The sequence below is a fragment of the Arthrobacter sp. SDTb3-6 genome, assembly GCF_013376095.1.
Taxonomy (GTDB): domain Bacteria; phylum Actinomycetota; class Actinomycetes; order Actinomycetales; family Micrococcaceae; genus Specibacter.
Map to the genome: position 1 here is coordinate 1 of NZ_JAAMFN010000012.1, position 25674 is coordinate 25674.

Annotated in this window: 22 protein-coding genes; 9 read left to right on the forward strand and 13 right to left on the reverse strand. The window is 68.5% G+C overall.

Annotated features, from left to right (window positions below):
- Positions 1-173 precede the first annotated feature (173 nt).
- The 4 genes from G6035_RS07735 (at position 174) to G6035_RS07750 (ending at position 3992) form a co-directional block, all read left to right on the forward strand.
- On the forward strand, positions 174-908 hold the full coding sequence (locus G6035_RS07735) for a DUF5058 family protein (protein WP_176616508.1): 735 nt from the start codon (positions 174-176) through the stop codon (positions 906-908).
- Between the two features lie 21 nt (positions 909-929).
- On the forward strand, positions 930-1655 hold the full coding sequence (locus tag G6035_RS07740; protein WP_176616509.1) for a hypothetical protein: 726 nt from the start codon (positions 930-932) through the stop codon (positions 1653-1655).
- Between the two features lie 37 nt (positions 1656-1692).
- Positions 1693-2940, forward strand: coding sequence for an amidohydrolase (locus G6035_RS07745; protein ID WP_176616510.1), 1248 nt, complete (start codon positions 1693-1695; stop codon positions 2938-2940).
- Positions 2941-3002: 62 nt separating this feature from the next.
- The gene (locus G6035_RS07750; protein ID WP_176616511.1) at positions 3003-3992 is read left to right on the forward strand and encodes an Lrp/AsnC family transcriptional regulator; all 990 of its coding nucleotides are present in this window, start codon (positions 3003-3005) and stop codon (positions 3990-3992) included.
- 85 nt (positions 3993-4077) lie between these two features.
- On the opposite strand, the gene hutU is transcribed toward G6035_RS07750, so the two are convergent.
- Positions 4078-5757: a urocanate hydratase gene (gene hutU / locus G6035_RS07755; protein ID WP_176616512.1), complete on the reverse strand. Its 1680-nt coding sequence runs from the start codon at positions 5755-5757 to the stop codon at positions 4078-4080.
- 143 nt (positions 5758-5900) lie between these two features.
- Positions 5901-7079 carry an acyl-CoA dehydrogenase family protein gene (locus G6035_RS07760; protein ID WP_176616513.1) on the reverse strand — a complete coding sequence of 393 codons (1179 nt, stop codon included), beginning with the start codon at positions 7077-7079 and terminating at the stop codon, positions 5901-5903.
- Between the two features lie 217 nt (positions 7080-7296).
- Between G6035_RS07760 and G6035_RS07765 the strand changes: the two genes are divergently transcribed.
- The 3 genes from G6035_RS07765 to G6035_RS20065 all read left to right on the forward strand — a co-directional run bounded on the left by G6035_RS07765 (position 7297) and on the right by G6035_RS20065 (position 9840).
- Entirely contained in the window at positions 7297-8754 is a 1458-nt protein-coding gene (locus G6035_RS07765; RefSeq protein ID WP_176616514.1) for a cytosine permease, read from the forward strand.
- Between the two features lie 201 nt (positions 8755-8955).
- Positions 8956-9270 carry a VOC family protein gene (locus tag G6035_RS20060; RefSeq protein WP_256127827.1) on the forward strand — a complete coding sequence of 105 codons (315 nt, stop codon included), beginning with the start codon at positions 8956-8958 and terminating at the stop codon, positions 9268-9270.
- A gap of 6 nt (positions 9271-9276) precedes the next feature.
- Complete coding sequence (locus G6035_RS20065) at positions 9277-9840, forward strand: VOC family protein (protein WP_256127828.1); 564 nt, start codon at positions 9277-9279, stop codon at positions 9838-9840.
- Between the two features lie 69 nt (positions 9841-9909).
- Here G6035_RS20065 and G6035_RS07775 read toward each other — a convergent pair whose 3' ends face one another.
- Positions 9910-10752, reverse strand: coding sequence for an IclR family transcriptional regulator (locus tag G6035_RS07775; RefSeq protein ID WP_176616515.1), 843 nt, complete (start codon positions 10750-10752; stop codon positions 9910-9912).
- 140 nt (positions 10753-10892) lie between these two features.
- Between G6035_RS07775 and G6035_RS07780 the strand changes: the two genes are divergently transcribed.
- Positions 10893-12071 (forward strand): CaiB/BaiF CoA-transferase family protein, encoded by a 1179-nt coding sequence (locus tag G6035_RS07780; RefSeq protein ID WP_176616516.1) that lies wholly within the window; start codon positions 10893-10895, stop codon positions 12069-12071.
- Between the two features lie 35 nt (positions 12072-12106).
- Here the strand turns inward: G6035_RS07780 and G6035_RS07785 are convergent, their stop codons facing one another.
- Both G6035_RS07785 and G6035_RS07790 read right to left on the reverse strand, forming a co-directional pair.
- On the reverse strand, positions 12107-13144 hold the full coding sequence (locus tag G6035_RS07785; RefSeq protein WP_176616517.1) for an LCP family protein: 1038 nt from the start codon (positions 13142-13144) through the stop codon (positions 12107-12109).
- Between the two features lie 104 nt (positions 13145-13248).
- Positions 13249-13731: a hypothetical protein gene (locus G6035_RS07790; protein ID WP_176616518.1), complete on the reverse strand. Its 483-nt coding sequence runs from the start codon at positions 13729-13731 to the stop codon at positions 13249-13251.
- Between the two features lie 79 nt (positions 13732-13810).
- Here G6035_RS07790 and G6035_RS07795 point away from each other — a divergent pair, with 79 nt between their 5' ends.
- On the forward strand, positions 13811-14308 hold the full coding sequence (locus G6035_RS07795; RefSeq protein ID WP_176616519.1) for a DUF3515 domain-containing protein: 498 nt from the start codon (positions 13811-13813) through the stop codon (positions 14306-14308).
- Here G6035_RS07795 and G6035_RS07800 read toward each other — a convergent pair.
- From G6035_RS07800 to leuD, 8 genes are all read right to left on the reverse strand, one after another.
- Positions 14305-15468 (reverse strand): methyltransferase, encoded by a 1164-nt coding sequence (locus G6035_RS07800; protein WP_176616520.1) that lies wholly within the window; start codon positions 15466-15468, stop codon positions 14305-14307. The two genes, G6035_RS07795 and G6035_RS07800, sit on opposite strands and share 4 nt — an antisense overlap.
- A gap of 132 nt (positions 15469-15600) precedes the next feature.
- Positions 15601-16749: a D-alanine--D-alanine ligase family protein gene (locus G6035_RS07805; RefSeq protein WP_176616521.1), complete on the reverse strand. Its 1149-nt coding sequence runs from the start codon at positions 16747-16749 to the stop codon at positions 15601-15603.
- Between the two features lie 3 nt (positions 16750-16752).
- Positions 16753-17790, reverse strand: a complete 1038-nt coding sequence (locus tag G6035_RS07810; RefSeq protein WP_176616522.1) for an NAD(P)H-dependent glycerol-3-phosphate dehydrogenase — start codon at positions 17788-17790, stop codon at positions 16753-16755.
- Complete coding sequence (locus G6035_RS07815) at positions 17787-18608, reverse strand: 1-acyl-sn-glycerol-3-phosphate acyltransferase (protein WP_176616523.1); 822 nt, start codon at positions 18606-18608, stop codon at positions 17787-17789. The genes G6035_RS07810 and G6035_RS07815 overlap by 4 nt, the downstream gene beginning before the upstream one ends.
- 38 nt (positions 18609-18646) lie before the next feature.
- Positions 18647-19984: a UDP-N-acetylglucosamine 1-carboxyvinyltransferase gene (gene murA, locus G6035_RS07820; RefSeq protein ID WP_176616524.1), complete on the reverse strand. Its 1338-nt coding sequence runs from the start codon at positions 19982-19984 to the stop codon at positions 18647-18649.
- A gap of 151 nt (positions 19985-20135) precedes the next feature.
- Positions 20136-24107, reverse strand: coding sequence for an ABC transporter ATP-binding protein (locus tag G6035_RS07825; RefSeq protein ID WP_371130911.1), 3972 nt, complete (start codon positions 24105-24107; stop codon positions 20136-20138).
- Positions 24104-24652, reverse strand: coding sequence for a MarR family winged helix-turn-helix transcriptional regulator (locus tag G6035_RS07830; protein ID WP_176616525.1), 549 nt, complete (start codon positions 24650-24652; stop codon positions 24104-24106). Before G6035_RS07830 ends, G6035_RS07825 begins: the two co-directional genes overlap by 4 nt.
- Positions 24653-25072: 420 nt before the next feature.
- Positions 25073-25672: a 3-isopropylmalate dehydratase small subunit gene (gene leuD / locus G6035_RS07835; protein WP_176616526.1), complete on the reverse strand. Its 600-nt coding sequence runs from the start codon at positions 25670-25672 to the stop codon at positions 25073-25075.
- Between the last annotated feature and the right edge of the window lie 2 nt (positions 25673-25674).

The window sequence follows — 25674 nt, forward strand, 5'->3', positions numbered from 1 at the left end:
GAAACGAAGGCTGGGGCACCGCGCGGGCGGGAATCCTGCCCGCCGTTATGACATGTGGACAAAAGTCCGCCACAATTTGACTCTTTTGGACAGAACTGTCATTCTGATGCAATAAATAGCAGTGACCCTCGTCACGTTTGAACTATTTGGTCACCTGGAGCGAAGGAGCTGCCATGCCATTTTCTGCCGTCAACCCGGGGTCGACAGACATCACCCCCATATCGTTCCACCCGGTGCTCTGGATCGCTGCTGCGGCCGTCTTTGCCGTCATCATCCTGCAGTCCCTGATTTACCTTCGGGCCATCCGCAAGGCCGCGCCCGCCGCCAACCTCACGGACGGCCAGGTCACCAGCTCGGTCCGCCGCGGCGGCATCGCGGCCATCGGCCCTTCACTCGCCGTGGCGCTCGTGGCCATTTCCCTGCTGCCGCTGTTCAGCACTCCGGCCGTGCTGACCCGCATCGGCCTGGTCGGCTCAGCGGCCTTCGACGTCGCCGCCGCCGGCCTCGCCGCCCAGTCACAGGGCGCCGGGCTGGGCGGTCCGAGCTACACGCAAAAGGTCTTCGCGATCGGCTTCGCGGCCATGACCCTTGGCGGCCTGGTCTGGATGGTCACGGCGCTCATTCTCACCCCGATCCTCGCCAAGGGCGACAAGCGGCTGCGCAACGTCAACCCCGCCGTCATGACCGTGGTGCCGGGCGCGGCCATCCTCGCGGCGTTCTTCACCCTCGCCTTCGCCGAGACCACCAAGTCCGGCACCCACATCGTCACGGTGCTCGCCTCGGCGGCCGTGATGGGCCTGTGCCTGGCCGCGGCGAAATACTTCAAGAAGCCCTGGCTGCGTGAATGGGGTCTGGGCATCGCCATCCTCGTCTCCCTGGCCGTCGCCTACTTCCTCACCGCCAAGTAGCAGAACCGAAAGAGAAACCCCATGTCTTCCCAGACCAGCACCCTCGGCGGGCTCGCCCAGTTCGACCGCACCACCTCCATCTGGGGCCCGATCACGCTCGGGCTCGGATTCCTCATCTCCCTCGGGGCCGCCCTTTTCGTCGCCTTCGGCACAGGACTTGGCATCACGGCCGCTGAGGTGTGGAACGCCTTCAGCATCGTCTTTGCAACGTTCGGCATCATCGCCATTGTCGAACCCATCTCGTACTACCCGATCCTGGGGCGTTCCGCGATGTACCAGGCGTTCATGATCGGCAACATCGCCAACAAGCTGCTGCCGTCGGCGATCATCGCCCAGAGCGACCTCGGCGAGAAGCCGGGCACCCGCCGCGCCGAGCTCATCGCCGGCGCGGCCATCATCGGGGCCGCGTTCGTGCACCTGCTGTCGCTGGTGGTGTTCGTCGGCATCCTCGGCACCTGGCTCCTCGGGCTGCTGCCGCCGGGACTGATCAGCGTCGCCCGCCTCTACATCCTTGCTGCGGTGTTTGGCGCCGTGACCGTCCAGACCATCATTGCAATGAAGACCCTGCGCACCACCATCATCGCCGGCCTTGTCGCCGCCGTCGTGGTGTTCGGCGCCGTCCACGCCGCTCCGCAGCTCACCAACTATGCGACGGCTATTTCGGTGGTCTGCGCGATCCTCATCGCCTGGTTTGCCCGCAAGCGCGACACCGTCCAGCCGCCGGCCCCGGTGTCCGTCGGCCACTAGCACCCCCAACCCAGCACAGCCAACAGGAGAATCCACCATGCCAGGTACCGCAACCACCGTCGCCCTCGCCACGGGCATCAATGTCCCGGACAGTTTCCTCACCGAACACATCGAGATGTACAAGGCCTTCCACCGCACGCCCGAGCTCTCCTCCTGCGAACAGCGGACCGCGGAAACCATTGAGGCACGCCTGAGTGAACTCGGCATCGAGCACTTCCGCTGCGGCGGCACCGGCGTCGTCGGCCTGCTCAGGAACGGTGAGGGCCCGGTCATCGGATTCCGCGCCGACACCGACGGGCTCCCCATCGCCGAGGAGACCGGCCTCGACTACGCCAGCCGCTCAACGGGAACCTTGCCGGACGGTTCCAACGCCCCCACCATGCACGGCTGCGGCCACGACACCCACATCACCGCCGCACTCGCTGCCGCCGCGTACCTGGTGGACGCGCGCGAGACGTGGGCGGGAACGGTGGTGTTCCTCTTCCAGCCCGGCGAGGAAACCGCCAGCGGGGCCAGGGCCATGGTCGACGACGGGTTGTGGGACCGTGCGCCGCGCCCCGACGTGGTGCTGGCCCAGCACGTCATGCCGGCCGCAGGCGGCACGTTCTGGCTGCGCGCCGGCAACATGGCCAGCCTCGGAGATTCGCTGCGGGTCACCGTCCGGGGCCGCCAGGCGCACGGTTCACAGCCGGAGAAGTCCCGGGACCCGATTGTCGCCGCCGCGGCCATGGTCATGCGGCTGCAGACCGTCGTCTCCCGCGAAGTCGCGCCGATGACGCCGGCCGTGGTCACGGTCGGCACCTTCCACGCCGGCCTGAAGGAAAACATCATCCCCAAGACGGCCGAATTCACCCTGAACATCCGCACGCCGGAGCAGGAGGTCCGCAACACCGTCATTGCCGCCGTCCGCCGGATCATCTCAGCGGAGGCCGCGGCCTCCGGCATTGCCGAGCCGGAGATCACAGAAATCAACAGCTTCCCGCGCCTGTTCAACGACGCCGAAAACACCGCCCGTGCCACGCGCGCGCTCACGGCCGCATTCGGCCCCGACGCCGTCATCGACAGCGCCCTGGGCATGGGTTCGGAAGATGCTGGATGGCTGGGCGACGCCATCGACGTCCCGGTCGTTTTCTGGGCCTTCGGCGCCTTCCCCCGGGAGGCGTTCGCCAATGGCGCCGCACCGGCGGGCAACCACTCCCCGCACTTCGCCCCCGACGCCGGGCTTGCGGTCACGAACGGCACGGGCGCCGCACTTGCCGTGCTGCTCGACCACCTCGGCAAGTAGCCGCCGGGGCCGCCAGCGGCCCCGTGCCGCCGCCGGCCGACCCCGCATGGAATGATGCATCCATGGAATTAGACGAACTCGACCGGCAGATCACGGCGGCCCTGCTCCGCAACGGCAGGGCGCCCTGGCGGCTCATTGCGGACGTGCTGGGGCAGCAGGAACGGACCGTGGCCCGGCGCGGCAACCGGCTGCTGGCCTCGGGGAACGTCCGGGTCCAGTCATTCCCCAACCCGCTCGCCCTCGACAACGTGGACCTGTACATGCTCCGCGTCCGGGTTGAACCGGCGGCACTGCGGTCCATCGGCGCCTGGCTGGCCGGCCGCCCCGACACGCACTGGGTCTCCGGCCTGGCCGGATCCAGTGAGTGCATCGTGGAAATGTTTGCCCGGCCCGGGGACCTGGGGCAAATACTGTATGGCGAAGTGGCCGCACGCGACGGGGTGCGGGACTTCTCGCTTGAACCGGTCCTGGAGTACCACCGCACCGTCTCCGGCTGGGCCCCCGACCTGCTCACCGTTGATCAATATGACGCCCTATACGCAGCCGAGCAGCCCCAGCTCATCACGCGGTTCGCCGCCACCGACCGTGCCCGGATCGACGACACCAACCGCGCCATCATCGACCTGCTGCGCGCGAACGGGCGGTCCACGAATGAAGAGCTGGCCACAGCACTGTCAATCTCCAAGGCCACGGCCGGCCGGCGGGTTGAAGCACTCATCGCCTCCGGGGCCGTGACCATCCGCGCTGTCCTGGACGCGGCCATGCTCGGATACCCCGTCGAAGCCCTGCTGGAAATGGCGTGCACGGCGGCACAGCTGCCGGCCGTGGGACGGCACGTGGCCGGCCACCCGACAACGCGCTGGGCCGCCTCCGTGGGCGACCGGCTCCTGGTGCAGACGGCCGTGCCCACCCTTGGCCACCTCAAGGACGTCATCGCGGAGTTCGGCGCACTCGACGGCGTGCAACGGTTCACTTCCTCGCTCTACGTGGACATCTTCAAGCGCAGCACCGTTGTTTACATTGGTGGGCAGCTGCCGCCCGTAGCCGTGTGATTAAGCAGGTAGGTCGCAGTTGTTACAGTTTTTGCGGTGAAAACCCGCCGAAAACGGTAACAACTGCGACCTACCTGGTGAGGGGCTACTGCTCCTGCATCGGGATGCGGACGCCGCGCTCGGCGGCCACCTCGACGGCGCGTTCGTAGCCGGCGTCGACGTGGCGGATCACGCCCATGCCGGGGTCGTTGGTCAGCAGCCGCGAGAGCTTTTCCGCGGCCAGGGCGGAGCCGTCGGCGACGGACACCTGGCCGGCGTGGATGGAGCGGCCGATCCCAACGCCGCCGCCGTGGTGGATGGAGACCCAGGTGGCGCCCGAGGAGGTGTTGAGCAGGGCGTTGAGCAGCGGCCAGTCGGCGATCGCGTCGGAGCCGTCCTTCATGGCTTCGGTTTCGCGGTAGGGCGAGGCGACGGAGCCGGAGTCCAGGTGGTCGCGGCCAATGACGATCGGGGCCTTGACCTTGCCGGAGGCCACCAGCTCGTTGAACAGCACGCCGGCCTTGGCACGTTCGCCGTAGCCCAGCCAGCAGATGCGTGCCGGCAGGCCCTCGAACTCAACGTGCTCGGCGGCGGCGTCGAGCCAGCGGTGCAGGTGGGCGTTCTCGGGGAACAGCTCCTTCAGCGCCTCGTCGGTGACGCGGATGTCCTCCGGGTCGCCGGAGAGTGCCACCCAGCGGAACGGGCCCAGGCCCTCGCAGAACAGGGGGCGGATGTAGGCCGGGACAAAGCCGGGGAATTCAAAGGCCCGCTCATACCCGCCCTTGCGCGCCTCGTCGCGGATTGAGTTGCCGTAGTCGAACACCTCGGCGCCGGCATCCTGGAATTCCACCATGGCCTGGACGTGGCGGGCCATCGCGTTCTGGGACTTCTTGGTGAATCCCTCCGGGTCTGCCTCGGCCTCGGCAGCCCATTCCGCCACCGTGTATTCGGTGGGCAGGTAGGAGAGCGGATCGTGCGCGCTGGTCTGGTCGGTGACAATGTCCACCGTGAATTCCCCGGCCTTGTGGCGGCGCAGGATCTCCGGGAACACTTCGGCGGCATTGCCCACAACACCCACGGACAGCGGGGTCCTGGCTTCCTTGGCGGCCAGCACCTTCTCCAGTGCGGCATCCAGCGAGGGAGCCACCTCGTCCAGGTAACGCTTGCCCACGCGGCGCTGCAGGCGCTCCTCGGACACGTCCACGATCAGGCACGCGCCGCCGTTCAGGGTGACGGCCAGCGGCTGGGCCCCGCCCATGCCGCCGCAGCCGCCGGTCAGGGTCAGCGTGCCGGCCAGGGTTCCGCCGAAGCGCTTCTCGCCGATCGCGGCAAAGGTCTCAAAGGTGCCCTGCAGGATGCCCTGGGTGCCGATGTAGATCCAGGAGCCGGCCGTCATCTGGCCGTACATCATCAGGCCTTCGGCCTCGAGCTTGCGGAATTCGGGCCAGGTGGCCCAGTCCCCCACCAGGTTGGAGTTGGCCAGCAGCACGCGCGGGGCCCAGACGTTGGTGCGGAAAACACCGACGGGCTTGCCGGACTGCACGAGGAGGGTTTCGTCGTCGTCGAGCGTCTTCAGCGTGGCGACGATGGCGTCATAGGCCTCCCAGGATCGGGCGGCGCGGCCGGTCCCGCCGTAGACCACCAGGTCCTCGGGGCGCTCGGCAACCTCGGGGTCCAGGTTGTTCATGAGCATGCGCAGCGGCGCCTCGGTCTGCCACGACTTGGCCGAGAGCTCGGTGCCGCGGGCTGCGCGGATGGTGCGGGAGGGGTCATGCATCGTTGCCATGATGGTTTCCTTAGCTGTTGGTTCAAAATTCCGTGTGGGATTTCCCTTAGTTCCATCCAACCCCCGACGGCCCTGCGATCCTAGGCTTTCGACAGGCCAGGTGTCTGTGATCCAAGACAGTGCGGGCGCCCCGGGCGGAGGCCCTACACGAAGGCGGCAATCCCCGTTATCGCCCGGCCCGCCACGAGCGTGTTGATCTCATAGGTGCCCTCGTAGGTGTAGATCGCCTCGGCGTCGCAAAAGACCTTGGCCATCTCGTAGTCCACTGAAATGCCGTTCCCGCCCAGGATCCCGCGCCCCAGCGCAACGGTCTCGCGCATGCACTTGGTGACGAAGGCCTTGGCCAGCGCGGAATGTTCGTTGCGCGTGGTGCCTGCATCCTCCAGCTGCGCCAGCCGCACCATCATCCCCATCGAGGCCTGCGCGTTGGAGAGCATCGTGACCAGCTGCTCCTGGATGAGCTGGAAGCCGGCAATGGGCCTGCCGAACTGCCGGCGCTCCACGGCGTACTTGCGGGCCACGTCGAAGGCGGCCAGCTGCATGCCCACGACCTGCCAGCCCACCGTGGCACGGGTCGTCTTGAGCACCTTGTTGGTGTCGCGGAAGCTGTTGGCGCCCGCCAGCTTGTTGAAGTGGGGCACGACGACGTCCGCCAGGACAATGTCGGCATTCTGGACCGCGCGCAGGGCAATGCGGTTCTCGATCACGGTGGCGCTGAAGCCGGGCGAGGAGGTCTCCACCAGAAAGCCCTTGACCTGGCCGTCGGCGGTGTCCTTCGCCCACACCAGCACGTAGTCGGAGAAGGTGGAGTTGCCGATCCAGCGCTTTTCCCCGTTGAGGATCCAATGGTCCCCGTCGCGGACGGCGGTCGTGGTGGTGCCGCCGGCTACATCGGAGCCCGCCAACGGCTCGGTGATGGCAAAGACGCCGGTCTTCCGCAGCGCGTAGATGTCCGGCAGCCAGGCGGCCTTTTGTTCCTCGGAGGCCAGCAGTTCGATGGACCCGGTGAACAGCCCGTCATGGCCGCTGAAGAAGGTGCCGAAGGACGCATCCACCCGGTGGATGGCGGCCGTGACCATGCCGGCCAAAAGGTGCGAATGGCCCTGGCGGCGGACGGGGCTGACCATGTCCAGCTCCGCAACGCCCGGAATGAGGTGGACGGGGAATTCGCTGCGGCCCCAGTACTCGCGGGCAATGGGGCGCACGTTGGCCTCCATCCAGTCACGGATGGTGTTCAGGCGGGCCAGCTCATGGGCGGGGAGCAGGCGTTCAAAGTAAAGGAAGTCGGCGTCGGCGTAGGGCAGCTCGGCTGGCGAACTCATGGGTCTGTTCCTCCGAAAGGTTGGTTGGGGTGTCTTTTTCGAACATAGCCGCACGGCCGGGACGCGGATGGCGCGGATCACAGAAACCACTTCTTTGTCTGTGATCACAGACGTGATTCGTGAAGCCCATCTCGGCCCGGGCCCGGGCCGTGCTCAGATTAAGCAGGGCAATTCAACATCCCGCCACGTACTTCCCAGCTCCCAACAGAGGAACGCCATGTCAAGGATTGAAACAGTGAAAAAGTCGGGACCGGTGGTGGAGCGCCGCTCCATCGACTTCGTCCCGCACAGCGAACGCCACGGCCGGCCGTTTGGCCAGTTCACGCTGTGGTTCGGCGCCAACATGCAGATCACCGCCATCGTCACCGGCGCCCTCTCGGTGATCTTCGGCGCCGACGCCTTCTGGGGCATCATCGGCCTGTTCATCGGCAACCTGCTCGGCGGCACGGTCATGGCCCTGCACGCCGCCCAGGGGCCCAAGCTGGGCATGCCGCAGATGATCTCCAGCCGCGCCCAGTTCGGCGTTTTCGGCGCAGTCATCCCCCTGGTCCTGGTCATCGTCATGTACCTCGGCTTCGCGGCCACCGGCGCCGTCCTGGCCGGGCAGGCGGTGTCGGAGGTCATCCCCACCGGGCACCCCGCCGTCGGCGTCGTCATCTTCGGCGCGCTGACGGTGCTCGTGGCCACGCTGGGCTACAAGTACATCCACATGCTCGGCCGCCTCTCCACCATTGTGGGCGTCCTCGGCTTCACCTACCTGGCCGTCATGCTGTTCACCAAGCACGACGTCGGCGCCGTCATGGGGGTGGGCAGCTTCGCCTTCCCCACGTTCCTCCTGGCCATTTCCCTCAGCGCCGGCTGGCAGCTGACCTACGGCCCCTACGTGGCCGACTACTCCCGCTACCTGCCGGCCAAGACCAACGCCGGCAAGACGTTCTTCTCCTGCTTCGCCGGCGCCGTGCTGGGCTCCCAGTGGTCCATGACGCTCGGCGCCCTGTTTGCCGCCATTGCCATGCCCAAGGGCCATGGGTTCCTGGACGGGCAGGTGGCCTTCGTGGGCGAGCTGTCCGGCGGCGGGGCCATCGCCATCCTGATGTACATCGTGATCGTGGTGGGCAAGCTGACCGTCAACACGCTCAATGCCTACGGCGGATACATGACGATCCTGACGTCCGTGAGCGCGTTCACCCGCCAGCTGCGCTTCGCCCCGTGGGTGCGCTTTGCCTACGTGATCGGCTTCATCACCGTCTCGGTCATCATCGCCATTGCCGCCTCGGCGGACTTCATCGACAACTTCAAGAACTTCGTCCTGCTGCTGCTCATGGTCTTCATCCCGTGGAGCTCCATCAACCTGGTGGACTTCTGGCTGGTCTCCAAGGAAAAGGTCGACGTCCCGGCCCTGTACGACCCCAAGGGCCGCTACGGCGCCTGGAACGTCCCGGCACTGCTGACCTACCTGCTCGGCGTGGCGGTCCAGATCCCGTTCCTGGCCCAGACCATGTACACCGGCCCCATCACCCCGCTGCTGGGCGGCGCCGACATCTCCTGGCTCGTGGGCCTGGTGGTCACCGCCGCCGTCTACTACCCGGTGGCCCGCAGGTTCCAGCGCCCGCCGGCGGCCATGGTGTACCCGGAGGACCTCGACGCCGACCCGGTGGCAGTGACCTCCGCGTAGCACCAAGGCACCGGCCCGGGGGCACGACCCCGGCGCCATCGCAGCGGCCGCCACCACGGTGACGGCCGCTGCCGCGTCCGCGCAGAATGTTCGCACCGGTCCGATTTCCCGGCGGCCAGGCAGCGACCCCCTTGGTCCGAAAAACATCCTTGAAGGGACGCTGCGGCCGTGCCATGCTGGAGTTTTCCACGAGGAGGAATCATGCAACGGATCGTGCCCAACGTATGGTGCCAGGGCAACGCGGCGGAAGCCGGCGCGTTCTACTCCGCGGTGCTGCCGGAAACGTCGTCGGCGGTCACCATGAGCTACCCGATGGACGACCTGCCCGACTTCCAACGCGGCTATGCCGGCCGGCCCCTCATTGTGGATGTGACAGTGGGCAGCTACCAGATCCGCCTCATCAACGCCGGAAACGAATTCCGCCCAACACCTGCGCTGTCCTTCATCCTGAACGTGGATCCACGGCTCGTCGACGGCGGCGGGGACCAGGCACGCACCCGCATCCACAGCATCTAGGACGCCTTGGCCGACGGCGGCGAGGTGCGCATGCCCCTGGGCGCGTACCCGTTCAGCAAACTGTACGGCTGGGTCGAGGACCGATTCGGGGTCAACTGGCAGCTCATGCTGGCCGACCCGGGGGCAGAGCGGCGGCCGATGCTCATGCCACAGTTCCTTTTTACCGGCCCCGCCGCCCAGGCCCGGCAGGCGATCGACCTCTATACCGGCCTTCTCCCGGATTCGGGCACCGGCATGCTTGTGCCCCAACCGGCAGATCCGGACGCCGTCATGTTTGCCGAGTTCCGACTGGCCGGCCAATGGTTCTCCGCCATGGATGGCGGCACGGCCCACGACTTCACGTTCACCCCGGGGCTTTCACTGGAGGTCAACTGCGCAGGACAGGAGGAGATCGACGCCTTGTGGGAGGTGCTCTCCGCCGTGCCCGAGGCCGAGCAATGCGGCTGGTCGGTGGACCGGTTTGGCGTGAGCTGGCAGATCGTGCCGGACAACATGGGCGAGCTGATGCAAAAACCCGGCGCCTACCAGCGGATGCTGGACATGAAGAAAATCATCATCGCCGAACTGTGAGCGTCCGCGGCCACTGGGCCGGCCGCAACACCGGGGTGCCCGGTGTTTTTTCGCTGCCCCGGGGCGGCGTCAGCCGCTGGGCCGCAGCCGCCGCGAGATTTCCGCCGCGCAGCGCTTGACGTCCGGCAGCCACTGGTCGGCCAGGTCCTCCAGCTGCACGGTCCGCTCCGGCACAACGCCTTCCGCGGCATTGCGCGCGGCCGCGGCAGGGGACAACGCCGGCCGGTTGGCCACGGTGAGCGTCACGCTGGCCACGGCATAGCCGCTGCGGTCCACCACGGCCACGGCCAGGCTGGAGAAGCCGTCGGTGACCTCGTCCTGTTCCCAGGAGAATCCGCGCTCGCGGATGCGTTCGAGGATCTCGTTGAGCGCCTCCACGGAGTGGACGCCGTTCTCGTAGCGGGTGGGAAACGCCTCCGGTCCCGGGTACAGCGCGGCCAGCTGGGCGGCGGACATGGACGCGAGCATGGCCCGGCCACTGGCCGTCAGGTGGGCGGGGAGGCGGACGCCGGCGTCCGTGACCAGCTCACGCTGCCGCTTGGCCCGTTCCTCAATCACGTAGATGACCTCGCGCCCGTGCATGACGGCCAGGTGCGCGGTGCGCCGGGTGCGGGCCACGAGCTGGGCGATCGGGAACCGGGCGATGCGCTGCAGCGGCGCCTGGCGCGAGTAGCCGGTGCCGAGCTCGTGGGCGGTCACGCCGAGCGCATACTTGCGCTCCTCCGGCAGGTGCACCACAAAGCCGTCGTCCACGAGGGCCGCCAGCAGGTGGTAGGTCGTGGAGCGGGGCAGTTCCACATCGCGCGCAATGGCCGCAGCGCCCACAGGGCCGCCCTGGGAGGCAACGTAACGCAGCACGGAGAGGACGTTCTTGGCGGCAGGCACCTGCGCCGCGGGCTGTGGGGCGTTCATCCCACCATGGTAGCGCCGTCTGTGATCACAGACGCATTGACCGGCACCACCGTGTTCCGGGCCGCCTTTCGATGGTCGGATGGGGAGGACAGACTTCCGGCCCGCGCGCCGAACCACCGTTGCAAAGGACAGTGCCAGCCATGACCGCCACAGAGAACCGCTCCCCCGCCGCCGGGCCCGGGCACCCAGGCTCCCTTGAGGGCCTGCGCGTCCTGGACCTCTCCCGGGTGCTGGCCGGCCCGTTCTGCGCCATGATCCTGGCCGACCTCGGCGCGGAGGTGATCAAGGTGGAAAGCCCCGACGGCGACGACTCCCGCCATTTCGGCCCCTGGTACAACGGCGAATCCGCCTACTACCGCCTGTTCAACCGCAGCAAGTACGGGGTCACCATGGACCTTAAGGACGACGGAGGGCGCGGCCGACTGCTGGAGCTGGCACGGCGCTCCGACGTCCTCATCGAGAACTTCCGCCCGGGCGTCATGGACCGGCTCGGGCTGTCCGCCGAACACCTCATGGCGGAAAACCCGCGGCTGGTGATCGTCAGCATCACCGGTTTCGGCCAGGACGGGCCGCTGCAAAAGGCACCCGCCTACGACCTGATCGCCCAGGCCATGAGCGGACTCATGTCCATCACGGGCCTTCGGGGCGGGGATCCCACCCGTGTGGGCATCAGCATTGGCGACGTCATCCCGGGCCTTTACGGTGCCATCGCGGCACTGGCCGCCATCAACGAACGTCACCACACCGGCCGCGGCCAGCACATCGACGTGGCCATGCTGGACAGCCTCGTCTCGGTCCTGGAATCCGTGGGCATGCGCGCACTCCACGGCGGGAGGCCGGTGGCGTGCGGCAACGACCACGCCATGTCCACGCCGTTCAGCACCTATGCGACCGGGCGCGGTTCCATTGCCATTGCCATCGCGGGCGACCGGCTGTTCCCGCGCCTGACGGCGGCCCTGGACCGCCCGGAGTGGCTGGCGGACGAACGGTTCAGCGAGCAGACCCGCCGCAACGGATTCCCCGGTGAGTTCCGGGCCGCCCTCGAAGGTGCGCTGCAGTCATACACCGCCGAGGAGGCCATCGAGCTGCTCTCCGCCCACCACGTTCCGGTCTCGAAGGTGCACACGGTCAACGAAGCCCTCGAAAGTGAGCACGCGGCCCACCGCGGCGCCGTCGCCACGGAGTCCGACGGCTTCCGGACACTGGCGTCCCCCCTGCGCCTGAAGGGTTCCGTGGCGCCTTCGCCCGCACCCACCCTGGGCCAGCACAACGGCATGGTTGACCGATGGCTTTCCGGACCCGTGCGCACGGGCCGCTAAGGCACCGGGTCTCGACGCGCCCGGCCAGCGGGGACTCAACCGCCGAGCTTGGCCGCCGCCAGGTATGACCCGAGTGAATCGTCGGTGAGGGCCTTCGCAATGGCCGAGATGGCGGCGTCGTCCTTCAGGACGATTGACTGGCCGTCCGGGCTGGTCCCGGTGCCCAGCGTGGGGAGGGTGAAGGACACCACGTCCGGGCCGCGCACCGCGTACAGGCCCAGGGCCAGCGCGCCCACGGTGGCCGAATCCAGACCCTTGTCCACGCTGAGGTACGGGGAGGCCTGGTCCACCAGGCGCGTGGCCTTGACCGGGTTGGCCAGGGTTGCCGGGGCCAGGATGGTGTTCATGACGGCCTTGAGGAAGATCTGCTGGTCCTTGACGCGCTGGTAGTCGCCGTCGGCAAAGGCATGGCGCTCCCGCACGAACGCAAGTGCCTGGTCCCCGTTGAGCTTTTGCGGTCCCGCCTTGAACGTCATGCCCGTCGTGTAGGCCTTGAAGCCGACGGGCACGTTGACCTCCACCCCGCCCAAGGCATCGGTGATCGCCTTGAAGCCCTGAAAGTCCACGATCGCCACATGGTCGATCCGGTTCCTGAACAGCCCCTCGAGCGTCTGCACCACCAGCGGCACTCCCCCGTAGGACATGGCCGCGTTGATCTTGGCCTGCCCGTGCCCGGGAATGTCCACCCATGTGTCCCGCAGGATCGACATCAGGTAGACGTGCTTGCGGTCCGCCGGGATGTGCACCCACATCATGGTGTCCGAGCGCTGGTCCGAAGGCTGGCCCTCCTCGGACTGTTGAAGCGGGGCGGCGCGGGTGTCGCTGCCCAAGATCAGGATGTTCATGGCGTTCGACGCCGGGCCCTCCGTGGGCTTGACCGGCCGGGACGTCCCGCTGGGGAACGCCTGCGCGATCTTTTGCGTCTTGGTGTCATAGCTGTGGGCCAGGTTGAACACGAACAGGCCGGCAACCACCGCGGCCGCCACCAGGAGGGCCAGGAGGAACAGCAGCACGTTGCGTCCGGTTTTGCGTCGGTGCCGGGCAGGGACCGGCGCAGCCATGTGTTCGCTCATGGCAGCATCATCCCACCGCAAGGTGGCGAACGTGCCGTCAATGTGGATGGATGCCGCCCCGTTGTTGCCCGCCCGTGACATTTCCGGCGCGAATGCGGCCGGCGCTACCCGCCCGACCGGGCCACGGCCGGCAACCTCAGCAGTGTCACGTAGCATGCCGTCGCCAGGGCCCACAACGTCGCCATGATGAGGGAGCTGACATCCTCCCCGTAGTTGAGGAAGCTGCCGCCATTGAATCCGGCGCCGAGGACCAGGACGCCGGCCACAATGGTGAGTGCCAGATGGCTGCGCCGCCCAGCTCGGGCCGCCTGGACGACCAGGCCGATGGCGGTCAGCACCAGGACCACCCCCAGCCCGGCGTGCAGGGCGAGCCACACTCCGCCATGGGCCAGGGCCCAGGCGACGCCTGCCGTCACGCCGCCAAAGTATTCGACGGCGTTGGCACCGGGATGCACCTTGGGGACATGCACGAAGAGGTTCACCACCATCCCCAGCAGGTACTGCGCCAGCAGCAGCATGACCGCAAGGAAGGCACCCCGGCGCAACCCGCGCCCCCGCCGCGCCGCCGCGTCCTCGACCCTGCCCATGGTTTCATTATCCGCGCCTTTTACGGGCACCGTACAGTCTCCGGCGGGGGTTCCCAGTTTCCCGGGCTAGGCTTGATCCATGCGTTTGAAATCCCCGTCCTGGCGGTCCGCTGTGCCCTGTGCAGCCGCCGCCCTCCTGGTCCTGACCGGTTGTGCGCCGTCCGTGGGCGTGGCTGCCGCCACGGATTCCAACAACCCTGCCTGTGCCCCCATGATGGTTTCCCTGCCGGACACCCTGGCAGGCGCCCAGCGCCGCACCACCACCAGCCAGGCCACCGCCGCCTGGGGCAACCCGTCGCTGGTCATCTTGCGGTGTGGCGTCGAAGTTCCCGGGCCCACCACCGCCAGGTGCGTCGGGGTCAACGGCGTCGACTGGATCATCAAGGAAGGTGACCCGGACTGGACCATGACGACCTACGGGCGCAACCCCGCCGCCGAGGTGACCATCGACCCGAACAAGATCGCTTCCAGCTCCGTGCTGGCCGAACTCTCCAACGCAGCCGACAAGCTGCCGAAGGTGCGCGCGTGCGTGGGCCCGGCCGATGTGGAGAACCTCCCCAGCGCGAAGGCGGGCTAGAAGGCCTGCGTCCGGGCCGCGCCAAGTTTCCACAATGAGGTGGTCTCGCGTGAGCGGGCGTCGAAGAAGGGATCGTTGCGGTCCATGGAGCGCGGGTGTTTCGCCGGCGTGTCCAGCCTGTCCCTGATGACGAGCCCGGCCGCCTCGATCCAGTCCAGGAGCTCGTCGCGGGAGCGCAGGCCCAGGAGTTCGGCGAGGTCGGAGATGACCAGCCAGCCCTCGCCCCCGGGTTCCAGGTGGTCCGCCAGGCCGTTCAGGAAGGCCTTGAGCATGCGGCTCTTGGGATCATAGACGGCGTTGTCCAACAAAGTGTGGGGCGTCCCCGGCAGCCACGGCGGATTGCAGACAATCAAGGGCGCCCGGCCGGCGGGGAACATGTCGGCCAGCAGCGGCTCCACCCGGCCCGCCAGCCCCAGCAGTTCCAGGTTTTCCGCAGCGCACGCGATGGCCCGCGGCTCGCTGTCCGTGGCAATGACCCTTGCAACGCCCCGCCGGGCCAGGATGGCAGCCAGGACGCCGGTGCCCGTGCCAATGTCGAACGCCAGCTCCCGCGACGGCAGCCCGGCCTGCGCCACCAAATCCAGGTATTCGCTGCGGATGGGGGCAAACGTCCCATAGTGCGGATAAATCACGGCATCCAGGGCTTCGACAAACAACCCGTTCCGGCGCCATTCCCAGGCCCCGATGGCCCCGAGCACGTCCTGCAACGGCACCACCGCCGGCCCGGTGACGGGGCCGGCGGCGGCCAGCCAGGCCCCGGCAATGTCCGGGGCGCGGCGCAGTGCGACGGCGGGGCCCGCCTCCAGCGGCACCAGCAGCAGGCCGAGCACCCGGGCCCGCTGGGAGCGGGACTGGCGGTAGCGGTAGAACGCTTCGGCCACGGTTTCGCCGCGGTGCTTGTGCTTCCTGGTGCCGTCCGGCAGCCGGCGGGCCAGGGCGGAGAGCAGCTGGCGGGCGTTGTGGTAGTCGCCGGTCCACAGCATGGCCGTGCCCTGGGCAGCGAGGCGGTAGGCGTCGTCGGCGGTCAGGGCGTCATCAACGGCCACTACGGTCCTTGGCGCCTTGGCACCGTTGGCCGAGTGCCACAGCGCGGTGTGCTCCGCGCCGTCCCGCGTCCACGTGACCGTGGCGTGGGCGGCGGCTGTCGGTTCGGTGCTCATGCTGTGGGGCGCTCCTGGGGTTGGCTGGCTGGGATGGGTCTCGACGCACCCGGATTTCGAGACGCCCGATTTCGGCAGGCCCCGATTTCGGCGGGCCCGGACTTCGGCCGGCTCAGTCTCCGGGCACCGGGCTCAGCGCAGGCCGGTCTTCCGGGTCAGGGCCAGCTGCAGCAGTTCGTCGATCAGCTCCGGGTAGGACAGCCCCGAGGCGGCCCACATTTGCGGGTACATGGAACTCGGGGTAAAGCCGGGCATCGTGTTGATCTCGTTGATGACCAGCCCGCCGTCGGCCGTGTAAAAGAAGTCAACGCGGGAGAGCCCCTCGGCTTCGACGGCGTCAAAGGCGCGGGCCGCCTGCTCGCGGACGCGGGCGATGTCCGCCTCCGGCATGTCCGCCGGGCAGCTGAGGTTCACGGCGCCGCCCTGGACGTACTTGGCCTCAAAGTCGTAGAACCGGTGGTGCGCGCCGTCCACCATGGCGATCTCGCCCGGCAGGGAAACGCGCGGGGCATCGCTCCCCCGGCCTTCAAGGACGGCGATTTCAATTTCGCGGCCCACGATGCCGGCCTCGATGACCAGCTTGAGGTCGTGTTCCCGGGCGGCAAGGATCGCGGCGTCGAGCCCGTCCATGGAATCCACCTTGGAGATGCCCATGGAGGAGCCGGCCCGGGCCGGCTTGACGAAAACGGGGAAGCCCAGCGCGGCCACGCGCTCGCGCACACGCTCCGGGTTGACGGTCCAGTCACGGTCCGTCACGGCGACATATGGGCCCACCGTCAGCCCGGCCGCCGCAAACACCACCTTCATGAAGTGCTTGTCCATGCCGATCGCGGACGCCAGCACGCCGGCGCCCACATACCGGGTGTCGGAAAGTTCCAGCAGCCCCTGGATGGTGCCGTCCTCGCCCCACGGCCCGTGCAGCAGCGGGAACACCACGTCCACGGAGCCCAGTTCCTCGGGCACGCTGCACGACTCGGTCACCACCAGCTGGTGGCCGCCGCCCAGGTGGGCCAGCGAAACCGACCTGCCCCCGGCCGCCACCTCAGGCAGGCTGCCACCGGTCAGCGACCAGCCGGCGACGTCATCCCCGGCCAACACCCACTGGCCGCTTTTTGCAATGCCGATGGGAACGACGTCGTACTTGGTCCTGTCAATGGCGCCCAAAACGCCGGCAGCGGTGACGCAGCTGACGGCGTGCTCGCTGGAGCGCCCGCCAAACAGGATCGCCACCCGGATGCGGGCGGGCGCAGCTGTGGAAGGGGTTGTTGCTGGAGTGCTCACGCGTTAGTCGCCTTCGGATTTCAATTCGCGGGCCAGCAGCAGCGGCCCGAGGTCGTCGACAGTCAGTTTACCTTCCAGCACGGCAACCACCGCGTTGGTGATGGGCATGTCAACGCCCACCTTGGCGGCCAGGTCCTTCACGGCGCGGCCGGACTTGATGCCCTCGGCCGTCTGCGTCATGCGGTTGTTGACCTCATCCAGCGTCAGTCCCTCGCCCAACATGCGCCCGGCCGTGTGGTTGCGGCTCAGCGACGACGAACACGTGGCGACGAGGTCGCCGAGCCCGGCCAGCCCGGCCAGCGTCTCCGCCTTCCCGCCGAGTGCCAGCGCCAGCCGCGTGGTTTCCGCCAGGCCGCGCGTGATGACGGTGGCCTTGGTGTTGTCGCCGACCTTCTTGCCCTCGCAGATGCCCACGCACAGGGCAATCACGTTCTTGACGATCCCGCCAATCTCCACGCCCACCACATCGTCCACCGTGTACGGGCGGAAGTACGGCGGCGTGCACAGGGCCGCGACCCACTTGGCCGTGTTCTCCTCCGCGCACGCCACCACCGAGGCCGTGGGTTCCTGCCGGGCGATCTCCATGGCCAGGTTGGGCCCGGACACCACCACCACCCGGTCCTTGCTGAGGCCCAGTTCCTGTTCGATCACCTGGGACATCCGCTGGTCCGTTCCCAGCTCCAGCCCCTTCATCAGGCTCACGACGACGGCGTTCCCCGCCAGGTGCCCGGCCCACCCGCGCAGCTGCTCGCGCAGGGTTTGGGCGGGGACGGCCAGCACCACGAGCTCCGCGTCCTCGAGGACCTCCCCGACATCCGTGGAGGCGCTGATGTTCCCGGGCAGCTCCGTGGTGGAAAGGTAGCGGGGGTTGCGGTGCTGGCGGTTGACCTGCTCCACCACCTCCGGCCGGCGCCCCCACAACACTATTTTCCGGTCCGTGCCCTGCGCCGCATCGGCCATGACCTTGGCAAACGTGGTTCCCCAACTGCCGGCACCCAACACCGCGATTTTGGCCGGTGCCGTGCCATCCACGTAGCTCACCGGGCGTCCCCCGTTTCTGTTGTGCCGGCGTCGTTTTGCCCGGGAGCCGTATTTTCGGCCGGCTTGTTTTCGGCGGGCTTCGCCCCGCGCTCAACGAACCGGCCGTGCATGGACTGGTGGTGCGCGGCGGGGTCCCACCGCCCGCCCGGGGCCTTTTCGCCGCGCAGGCCCTCCAGGAGGGCGGTGATGTCGGCCATGATGACCTCGGTCATGGCTTCCAGCGTGGCCTTGTCGCCTGCCTGGCCGGCGAAGGCGCTGAGGTCGACGGGGTCGCCCACCACCACGCGCGTGTTTTTGCGCGGGAAGATCTTGAAGCCCTTGGCGTAGCGCGGGAACACTTCCTGGGCGCCCCAGTGCGCCACGGGGATGACCTTGGCGCCGGTGCCCAGGGCCAGCCGGGCAGCCCCGGTCCGGCCCTTCATCGGCCAGAGGCCGGGGTCGCGGGTGAGGGTGCCCTCGGGGTAGATGATCACGGCACCGCCGTCGGCCAGGACCTGCCTGGCGACGTCGAGCGACTTCCCGGCGCCCACACCGCTGCGCTCCACCGGGATCTGGCCCGAGCTCCTGAGGAGGGACCCGAGCAGGGGCGTGCGGAACAGCCCGTCCTTGGCCAGGAAGTGCGGCATGATGTTTTGGCTGTAGAGCATGTGGCCCACCACGATCGGGTCAATCTCCGTGCAGTGGTTGGGCACCACAATGAAGCCTTCACGGGCGGGCAGCTTCTCCAGCCCGCGCCATTCCTTGCCCGTGAGCCCATTCATGATGGGCAGGGCAATCCCGGCCATGAAGGCAAAAACCAGCCGCATGGACCACGACATGTTTTTCGGTTTGAACGGGCGTTTGGTTGTGCCCATCCCTAAACCAGCGCCTGTTTGGCGTCGTGGACGTCAAAGTCGGCGCCGAGCCCGTCCAGCTTGGCGGTGAAGCGTTCGTAGCCGCGGCTGATGATGTCGATCCCGGTCACCGTGGAGGTGCCCTGGGCTGCGAGCGCCGCGATCATGTGGCTGAAGCCGCCGCGGAGGTCCGGGATGTCAATGGTGGCGCCCTTGAGCGGGGTGGAGCCGGAGATGACGGCAGAGTGGATGAAGTTCCGCTGGCCAAAGCGGCACGGCACGCTGCCCAGGCATTCGCGGTGCAGCTGGATGTTCGCGCCCATGCGGGTCAGCGCCTTGGTGAAGCCGAAACGGTTTTCGTACACGGTCTCGTGCACGATCGACACGCCCTGGGCCTGCGTCAGCGCCACGACAAGCGGCTGCTGCCAGTCGGTCATGAAGCCGGGGTGCACATTGGTTTCCAGCACCAGCGGCTTCAGGTCGCCGCCGGGGTGGTAGAAGCGGATGCCGTCGTCCTGGATGTCCATGCCGCCGCCGATCTTGCGGAAGGTGTTCACGAACGTCATCATGTCCCGCTGCCTGGCGCCCTCGACGTAGATGTCGCCGCCGGTCACCAGCGCGGCCGAGGCCCAGGAGGCCGCCTCGTTGCGGTCCGGCAGGGCGGTGTGGACGTAGCCGGTGAGTTCCTTCACGCCTTCGATGCGGATGATGCGGTCCGCCTGGACGGCGATGATGGCGCCCATTTTTTGCAGGATGGCGATCAGGTCGATGATCTCCGGCTCGGTCGCCGCGCCGCTGAGCTCGGTGACGCCCTCGGCCCTCGTGGCGGATAGCAGGACCTGTTCCGTGGCACCCACGCTCGGGTAGGGCAGGGAGATCTTGGTGCCCTTCAGCCCGGTGGGGGCCGAAATGAGAATGCCGGTGCCGGTCTTGTCCACCACGGCGCCAAACTTGCGCAGCACATCCAGGTGGTAGTCGATGGGCCGGTCGCCGATCTTGCAGCCGCCCAGGTCGGGGATGAAGGCGTGGCCGATGGAGTGGATCAGCGGGCCGCAGAGCAGGATCGGGATGCGGGAGTCCCCGGCGTGGGTGTTGATTTCCGAGCTGGAGGCCTTCTTGGCGTTGGAAGGGTCCATGGTCAGGTCCCCCGTGACCGGATCCTTCACCACGGTGACACCGTGAATCTGCAGCAGCGACGTGACAACCTCCACGTCCTTGAGCTCGGGGACGTTGCGGAGCGTGGACGGGGCATTGCCCAGCAACGCCGCCACCATGGCCTTGGGCACCAGGTTCTTGGCACCGCGCACCTGCACCCGTCCCTTGAGCGGGACACCTCCACGGACCGTCAGAATCCTGCTCATGAATACACATCCTTTTGTACCAGTTCGACTCCCCCTCGGCGTTCCCCTTACCGCGGGAAGCCTCAACCAAGCATAGTTTCATCCGGGGGTATGCCGAAACGGCGCCACGGGCGCGTCCGGAAGGAGCGTCCGGCGTCACACCGTGGGCAGCTCAGGGCCCAAGCTCCGCGGTGCCGGGTTCGAACGCTTCCCACATGGCCGCATACAGCCCGTCCTGCACCATCAGTTCATGGTGCGTGCCGGACTCGGCGATCCGCCCGTGGGCCAGCACCACAATCCTGTCCGCCGCCCGCGCGGTTTGCAGCCGGTGCGCGATGACCACGGTGGTGCGGCCGCGTGCCAGCCGGTGCATGGCCGCCGTCACCTTCGCCTCCGTGGCCAGGTCCAGGTTGGAGGTGGCCTCGTCCAGCAGCAGGATGGCCGGGTCCACGAGCTCGGCCCGGGCCAGGGCAAGGAGCTGGCGCTGCCCGGCGGACAGCGAGCGCCCGCGCTCGGCCAGCTCGTGCCGGTAGCCGCCGTCGAGCCCGGCGATGAAATCATGCGCCCCCACGGCCCGGGCAGCGGCCTCCACCGCCTCGTCGCCGGCGCCGGGCCGGCCGTAGGCGATGTTGTCGCGGACGGTGCCGGTGAACAGGAAGGCCTCCTGTGGCACGTAGCCGAGCCGGTGGCGGTAGCCGGGCAGGTCAAGGCGGCGAAGCGCGGTGCCGTCCACGCGGACGTTGCCGGCCTGCGGATCGTAAAAGCGCAGCAGCAGCTTCATCACCGTTGACTTCCCGGCCCCGGTCTCGCCCACCAGGGCCACGGTCTCCCCCGGGGCGATGTCCAGGTTGAGCCCGCGGATCGCCTCCGGCGGCTTCACCGCATGGGCGTAGTCCGGGCGGAGGTTGCGTGGATCGGCGGGGCCGCGCAGCTCCCGGACGGCGCGGGGCGGTGCCGCCGGGTAGCTGAAGTGCACGCCCTCGAGGGACAGCGCCCCCGCGATGTCCACGCCCGCCACACCGGCGCCGCGGACCGGCACCGGCCCGGGGTCGTTGGGCGTCAGGGTTTCCAGCTTCATCAGTTCGGAGATCCGCAGCACCGACACGCGGGTCTGTTGCCAGGCGTCGAACACCTGCGAGAGCTGCTGGATGGGCGAGAAGAACATGTTGATGTAGAGCAGGAACGCGATCAGCGCCCCGGTGCTCAACGCCCCGGCCACCACCATGTTCGAGCCCACGCCCAGCACAATCGCCTCGGCCACGGCGGAGAGGAAGGCCACGAACGGGAAGTACAGGGCCACGAGCCGCTGCGCCGCCAGCCGGGAGGACAGGTACCGCTGACCCAGCGCCCGGAAGCGCCTGCCGGTGGCGTCCTCGTGCACGAAGGCCTGGGCTTCGCGCACGCCGGAGAGGCTTTCCTGGAAGTCTGCGTTCACCACGGCAATGCGTTCGCGTGACTGGTCGTACAGCCTGCCGGCCCGGCGCCGGAACATCACCGTGGCGATGGCCAGCGGCACCACCACGGCGAACACGCACAGGGCCAGTTCGGCGTTGAAGAGGACCAGGGCCGTCCCCACCCCGGCAAAGGTCACGAACGCCACCAGCGCCGAGAGCAGCCCGTTCTGGATCAACGACTCAAACTGGTCCACGTCGGTGGTCATGCGCGTCATGATGCGCCCGGCCATTTCCCGTTCGTAGTAGTCCAGGGACAGGCGCTGCAGCTGCGCCCAGATGCGCAGCCGGAGCGAGAGCATGACCCGTTGCGCGGTGCGCCCGGTGATGAACGTTTCGCCAATTTCAATGAACAGGTCCGCCAGCGTGGCCACCAGGTAGATGGCCGACGCCGCGACGAGGACGGCCGCCACGCCCCGGTTGACGCCCTGGTCGATGCCGGTGCGCACCAGGACCGGCCCCACCAGGGAGGCAACGGCGTCGAGCACCACCAACAGCAGGCCCAGCAGCAGCGGCCGGCGGAATTCACCCATGAGCCGCCACAGGCTGAACCTGGGATCCGGCCGGGTCTCCCGCGCCAGGTCCGGCACCGCCGAGTCCTTGACGGGCCGCAGCGCCGCCACCCGCGCCAGCAGTTCCGGCGTGGGTGCCAGGCTCCGCCGCCAGCCCCCACCGCCGCCGCGGCCCAGCCCGCCGCCCAGGCTTGGGGCGCCGATCGACCGGACCGAGCGCGTCTTCTCCGGGGCCGGGGCCGTGCCCCACGCCGCGGCCGTCACGCCGCGCAGTTCGGGCACGACGCCGGCCGGGTCGCCCTGCGCTGCCGTCTCGAGTTCGGCCAGGCCTGTCAGCAGCGTGCGGTACAGCGCGCTCGATTCCTGCAGTTCGTCGTGCGTGCCTGCCGCCGTGATGCGCCCGCCGTCGAACACCACAATGCGGTCGGCCAGGTGCAGCGAGGAGAGCCGGTGCGCCACGAGCAGCACCGTCATGCCGCCGGTGGATTCACGCAGCCCGGCGTGGATGGCTTCCTCGGTGCGGGCATCCACGGCGCTGGTGGCGTCGTCGAGGATCAGGATCCGCGGCCCGGCCAGGAGCGCGCGGGCCAGCGCGATCCGCTGCCGCTGCCCGCCGGAGAGGACCAGGCCGCGCTCGCCCACCATGGTGTCGTAGCCGGCCGGCAGCCCCTCGATGAACCCGTGGGCCTGGCAGGTGCGCGCCGCCGCCTCGATCTGCTCGTCGGTCGCGTCGGGGCTGCCATAGGCGATGTTGGCCCGGACCGTGTCGGAGAACAGGAAGCTTTCCTCAAAGACCGTGCCGATCCGGCGGCGCAGCGAATGCAGCGTGAGCCCCCGGACGTCCTGCCCGTCCACGAGCACCTGCCCGGAGGCGGGGTCGTAAAAGCGCGGGACCAGCAGGGTGGCGGTTGATTTTCCGCTGCCGCTGGCACCCACCAGGGCCACCCGCTCACCCGGGGCCACGCTTAAGGTGACCCCGTCCAGCACGGGACGGGAGCCGGCGTCGTACGTGAAACGCACATCGCGGAACTCGATGGCGCCGCGGAGGTCCGGGACGGCGCGGGCGTCCGGGGCGTCGGCAATGCCTGGGCGCAGGTCCAGCAGCTGGAAGATCCGCTCCACGCCGGCACGCGCCTGCTGGCCGATGGTCAACAGGCCCGCGAGCTGGCGGGCGGGCGCCATGAGCTGGGCGACGTAGGTGGAAAATGCGAGGAACGTGCCGAGGGTGATCTGCTGGTGCAGGACCATGAAGCCGCCGGCCGCCAGCACGGCCACCTGGCCCAGGGACGGGATGGCCTGCAGGAGCGGCTGGTAGCGGGCCTGCAGCCGGGTGGCGCGCATCTGTGAGCCGTACAGGGTGCCGGCGGCGCGCGCCATGCGGTCGATCTCATGCCGTTCCTGGCCGAACGCCTTGACCACCCGCACGCCGTTGACGGCCTCGTCGACGATTTGCGCGACGTCGCCCTCGCGCTGCTGCGCATCCCAGGTGGCCGGGAAGATCCGCCAGCGCATGCGGTAGGAGACCACCAGGAGCGCCGGCGCCATGACCAGGCTGATGATGGCCAGCACGGGCGAGAGGTACAGCATCACGCCCATGGACAGCAGCAACATCAGCAGGTTCCCGCTCATGATGGGCAGGAAGGCAAGCAGGCCCTGGACCAGGGCGGTGTCCGAGTTGGCGCGGCCCACAAGCTGGCCCGTGGGCATCGTGTCCAGATGCGTGGCGTCCATGGACTGCAGGTGCGCCTGCATGTCATTGCGGAGGTCGTACTGGACGTTCAGGGCCACGCGGCCGCCCCGGTAGCGGCGGATGTAGGAAAAGCCGAACGTCGCCGCCGCGAGCCCGATCAGCAGCACCAGCCACGACAGCAGCGGGGAGCTGCGCGTCAGGATCACATTGTCCACGATCTGCCGGGTGACCAGCGGCACCACCGTCTGGCAGGCGCTGCCGATCACGGCCGCGGAAACCGCCAGCACCATGTCCAGCTTGTGGCGGAGCAGGTAGCCCCAGAGCCGGCGGATCCAGCCGGGTGAGGTCTTCGGCCGTGGCCGGTTTTGGTCCGGGTTGTGGCCGCCGTCCGGGTTGTGGCCGTGTTTCGGGTTCCGGCCTGGCGTCGGACTGGCGCCGGCCGGGCGTTCGGCACCGTCTCCGTGCGGGCCCCGGTCCCGTACCTGGGTCACGGTGCGGCCTTTGCAGCCGGCGCGGGATTTCCGGCGCGCGCGGGGTTTCTTGCCGGCGCGGGCTTTCCGGCAGGGGCCGGCTTTGCGGCAGGCACAGCCGTCTTGCGGTGCCCGGCATAAACCCTGCTGACGGCGTCGTTAAGCAGGCCCATGGTGTCGAGGAGCTGTTCGGGGTGGCCGCTCGCGTCGGCAATTTCGCGCAGGGCGGCGGCCATGGACCCGTCGGCGCGGGCGAGCGCCGCCCAGCCTTCCCCCGTTAGTTGCAGGGCGGCCGCCCGCTGGTCGCCCGCCACGTCGACGCGCACCAGCAGGCCGCGCCCGGCCAGGGCGGCCACGGCGGCACTGACCGCGGGCCGGCCCAGTGCCAGTCGCGCGGCCACCCGGGAGGCAATTTCCTCGCCTGCGGACAACGCCGCGAGGATGCGGTAGTGCGGCAGGCTCAGCTCCGAGAGCGAGCGCTCCAACAGCCTGGACACCCGCACCACGGCCCGCACCGCCGCGACTGCCGCATCGGGGCCACCCTTGATTTCAAGCTCTTCCGCCATCCCTCAAGCGTAGGCACTTTGTTCGGGCATCGAACCATTTTTTGGCTGTGAATTTGCCGGGAACGCCCGGCGGCCGGGACGGTGCCCAAAAGGCGCACCGTGGCCCATCGGCGGGCACTTTCGATGGTTCAGGTAAAGCGGGCCAGGCAGCTTCCAGCCCGCAGGAGCTGCACCGCCGAATCCGGGCGCGGGGCCCAGCCCGCAGGAGTTGCACCGCCGCGGCCGTACTGACAGTGCCCTGGGCAGGTCCCACTGGGCACCTGGCTCCCGAACGTACACTTCTGGCGGCCAACTCGTGGAGTTGGCCGCCAGAAGTGTACGGTCGAACGCCGATCCCGCCCGGTGCCGGCGTCAACCCGCCACGGCTGTCCTGCCGACGGCGTGGAGCCGGCCCGAGCCCGGGTGCTGCGGGGCCGGAAGTCAGCTCTTGGCAGGCAGCGTGGTCGGCTTGAAGGACGGCCGGGTTGCCTCGAAGGCCGTGATGGCCGGTTCGTCGCGCAGTGTCAGGCCGATGTCGTCCAGGCCCTCGAGCAGGCGCCAGCGGGTGTAGTCGTCGATCTGGAACGGTGCCACAACGGAGCCGGCCGTGACCATCTTGGCCACCAGGTCAACGGTGACTTCGGTGCCCGGGGCATGCTCGAGGACCTTCCAGATCAGCTCGATGTCGTCCTGGGCCACCTCGGCCGCCACCAGGCCCTGCTTGCCGGAGTTGCCGCGGAAGATGTCGGCAAAGCGGGAGGACAGCACGGCCTTGAAGCCGTAGTCCTTCAGCGCCCAGACGGCGTGCTCACGGGAGGAACCGGTGCCGAAGTCCGCGCCGGCCACCAGCACGGATCCGGCGTTGAACGGCTCCTGGTTGAGGATGAACTCCGGGTTCTTGCGCCAGCTGGCGAAAAGCGCGTCCTCGAAGCCCGTGCGGGTGATGCGCTTTAGGTAGACGGCGGGGATGATCTGGTCGGTGTCGACGTTGCTCTGGCGCAGCGGAACACCAATGCCGGTGTGGGTGGAGAACTTTTCCATGG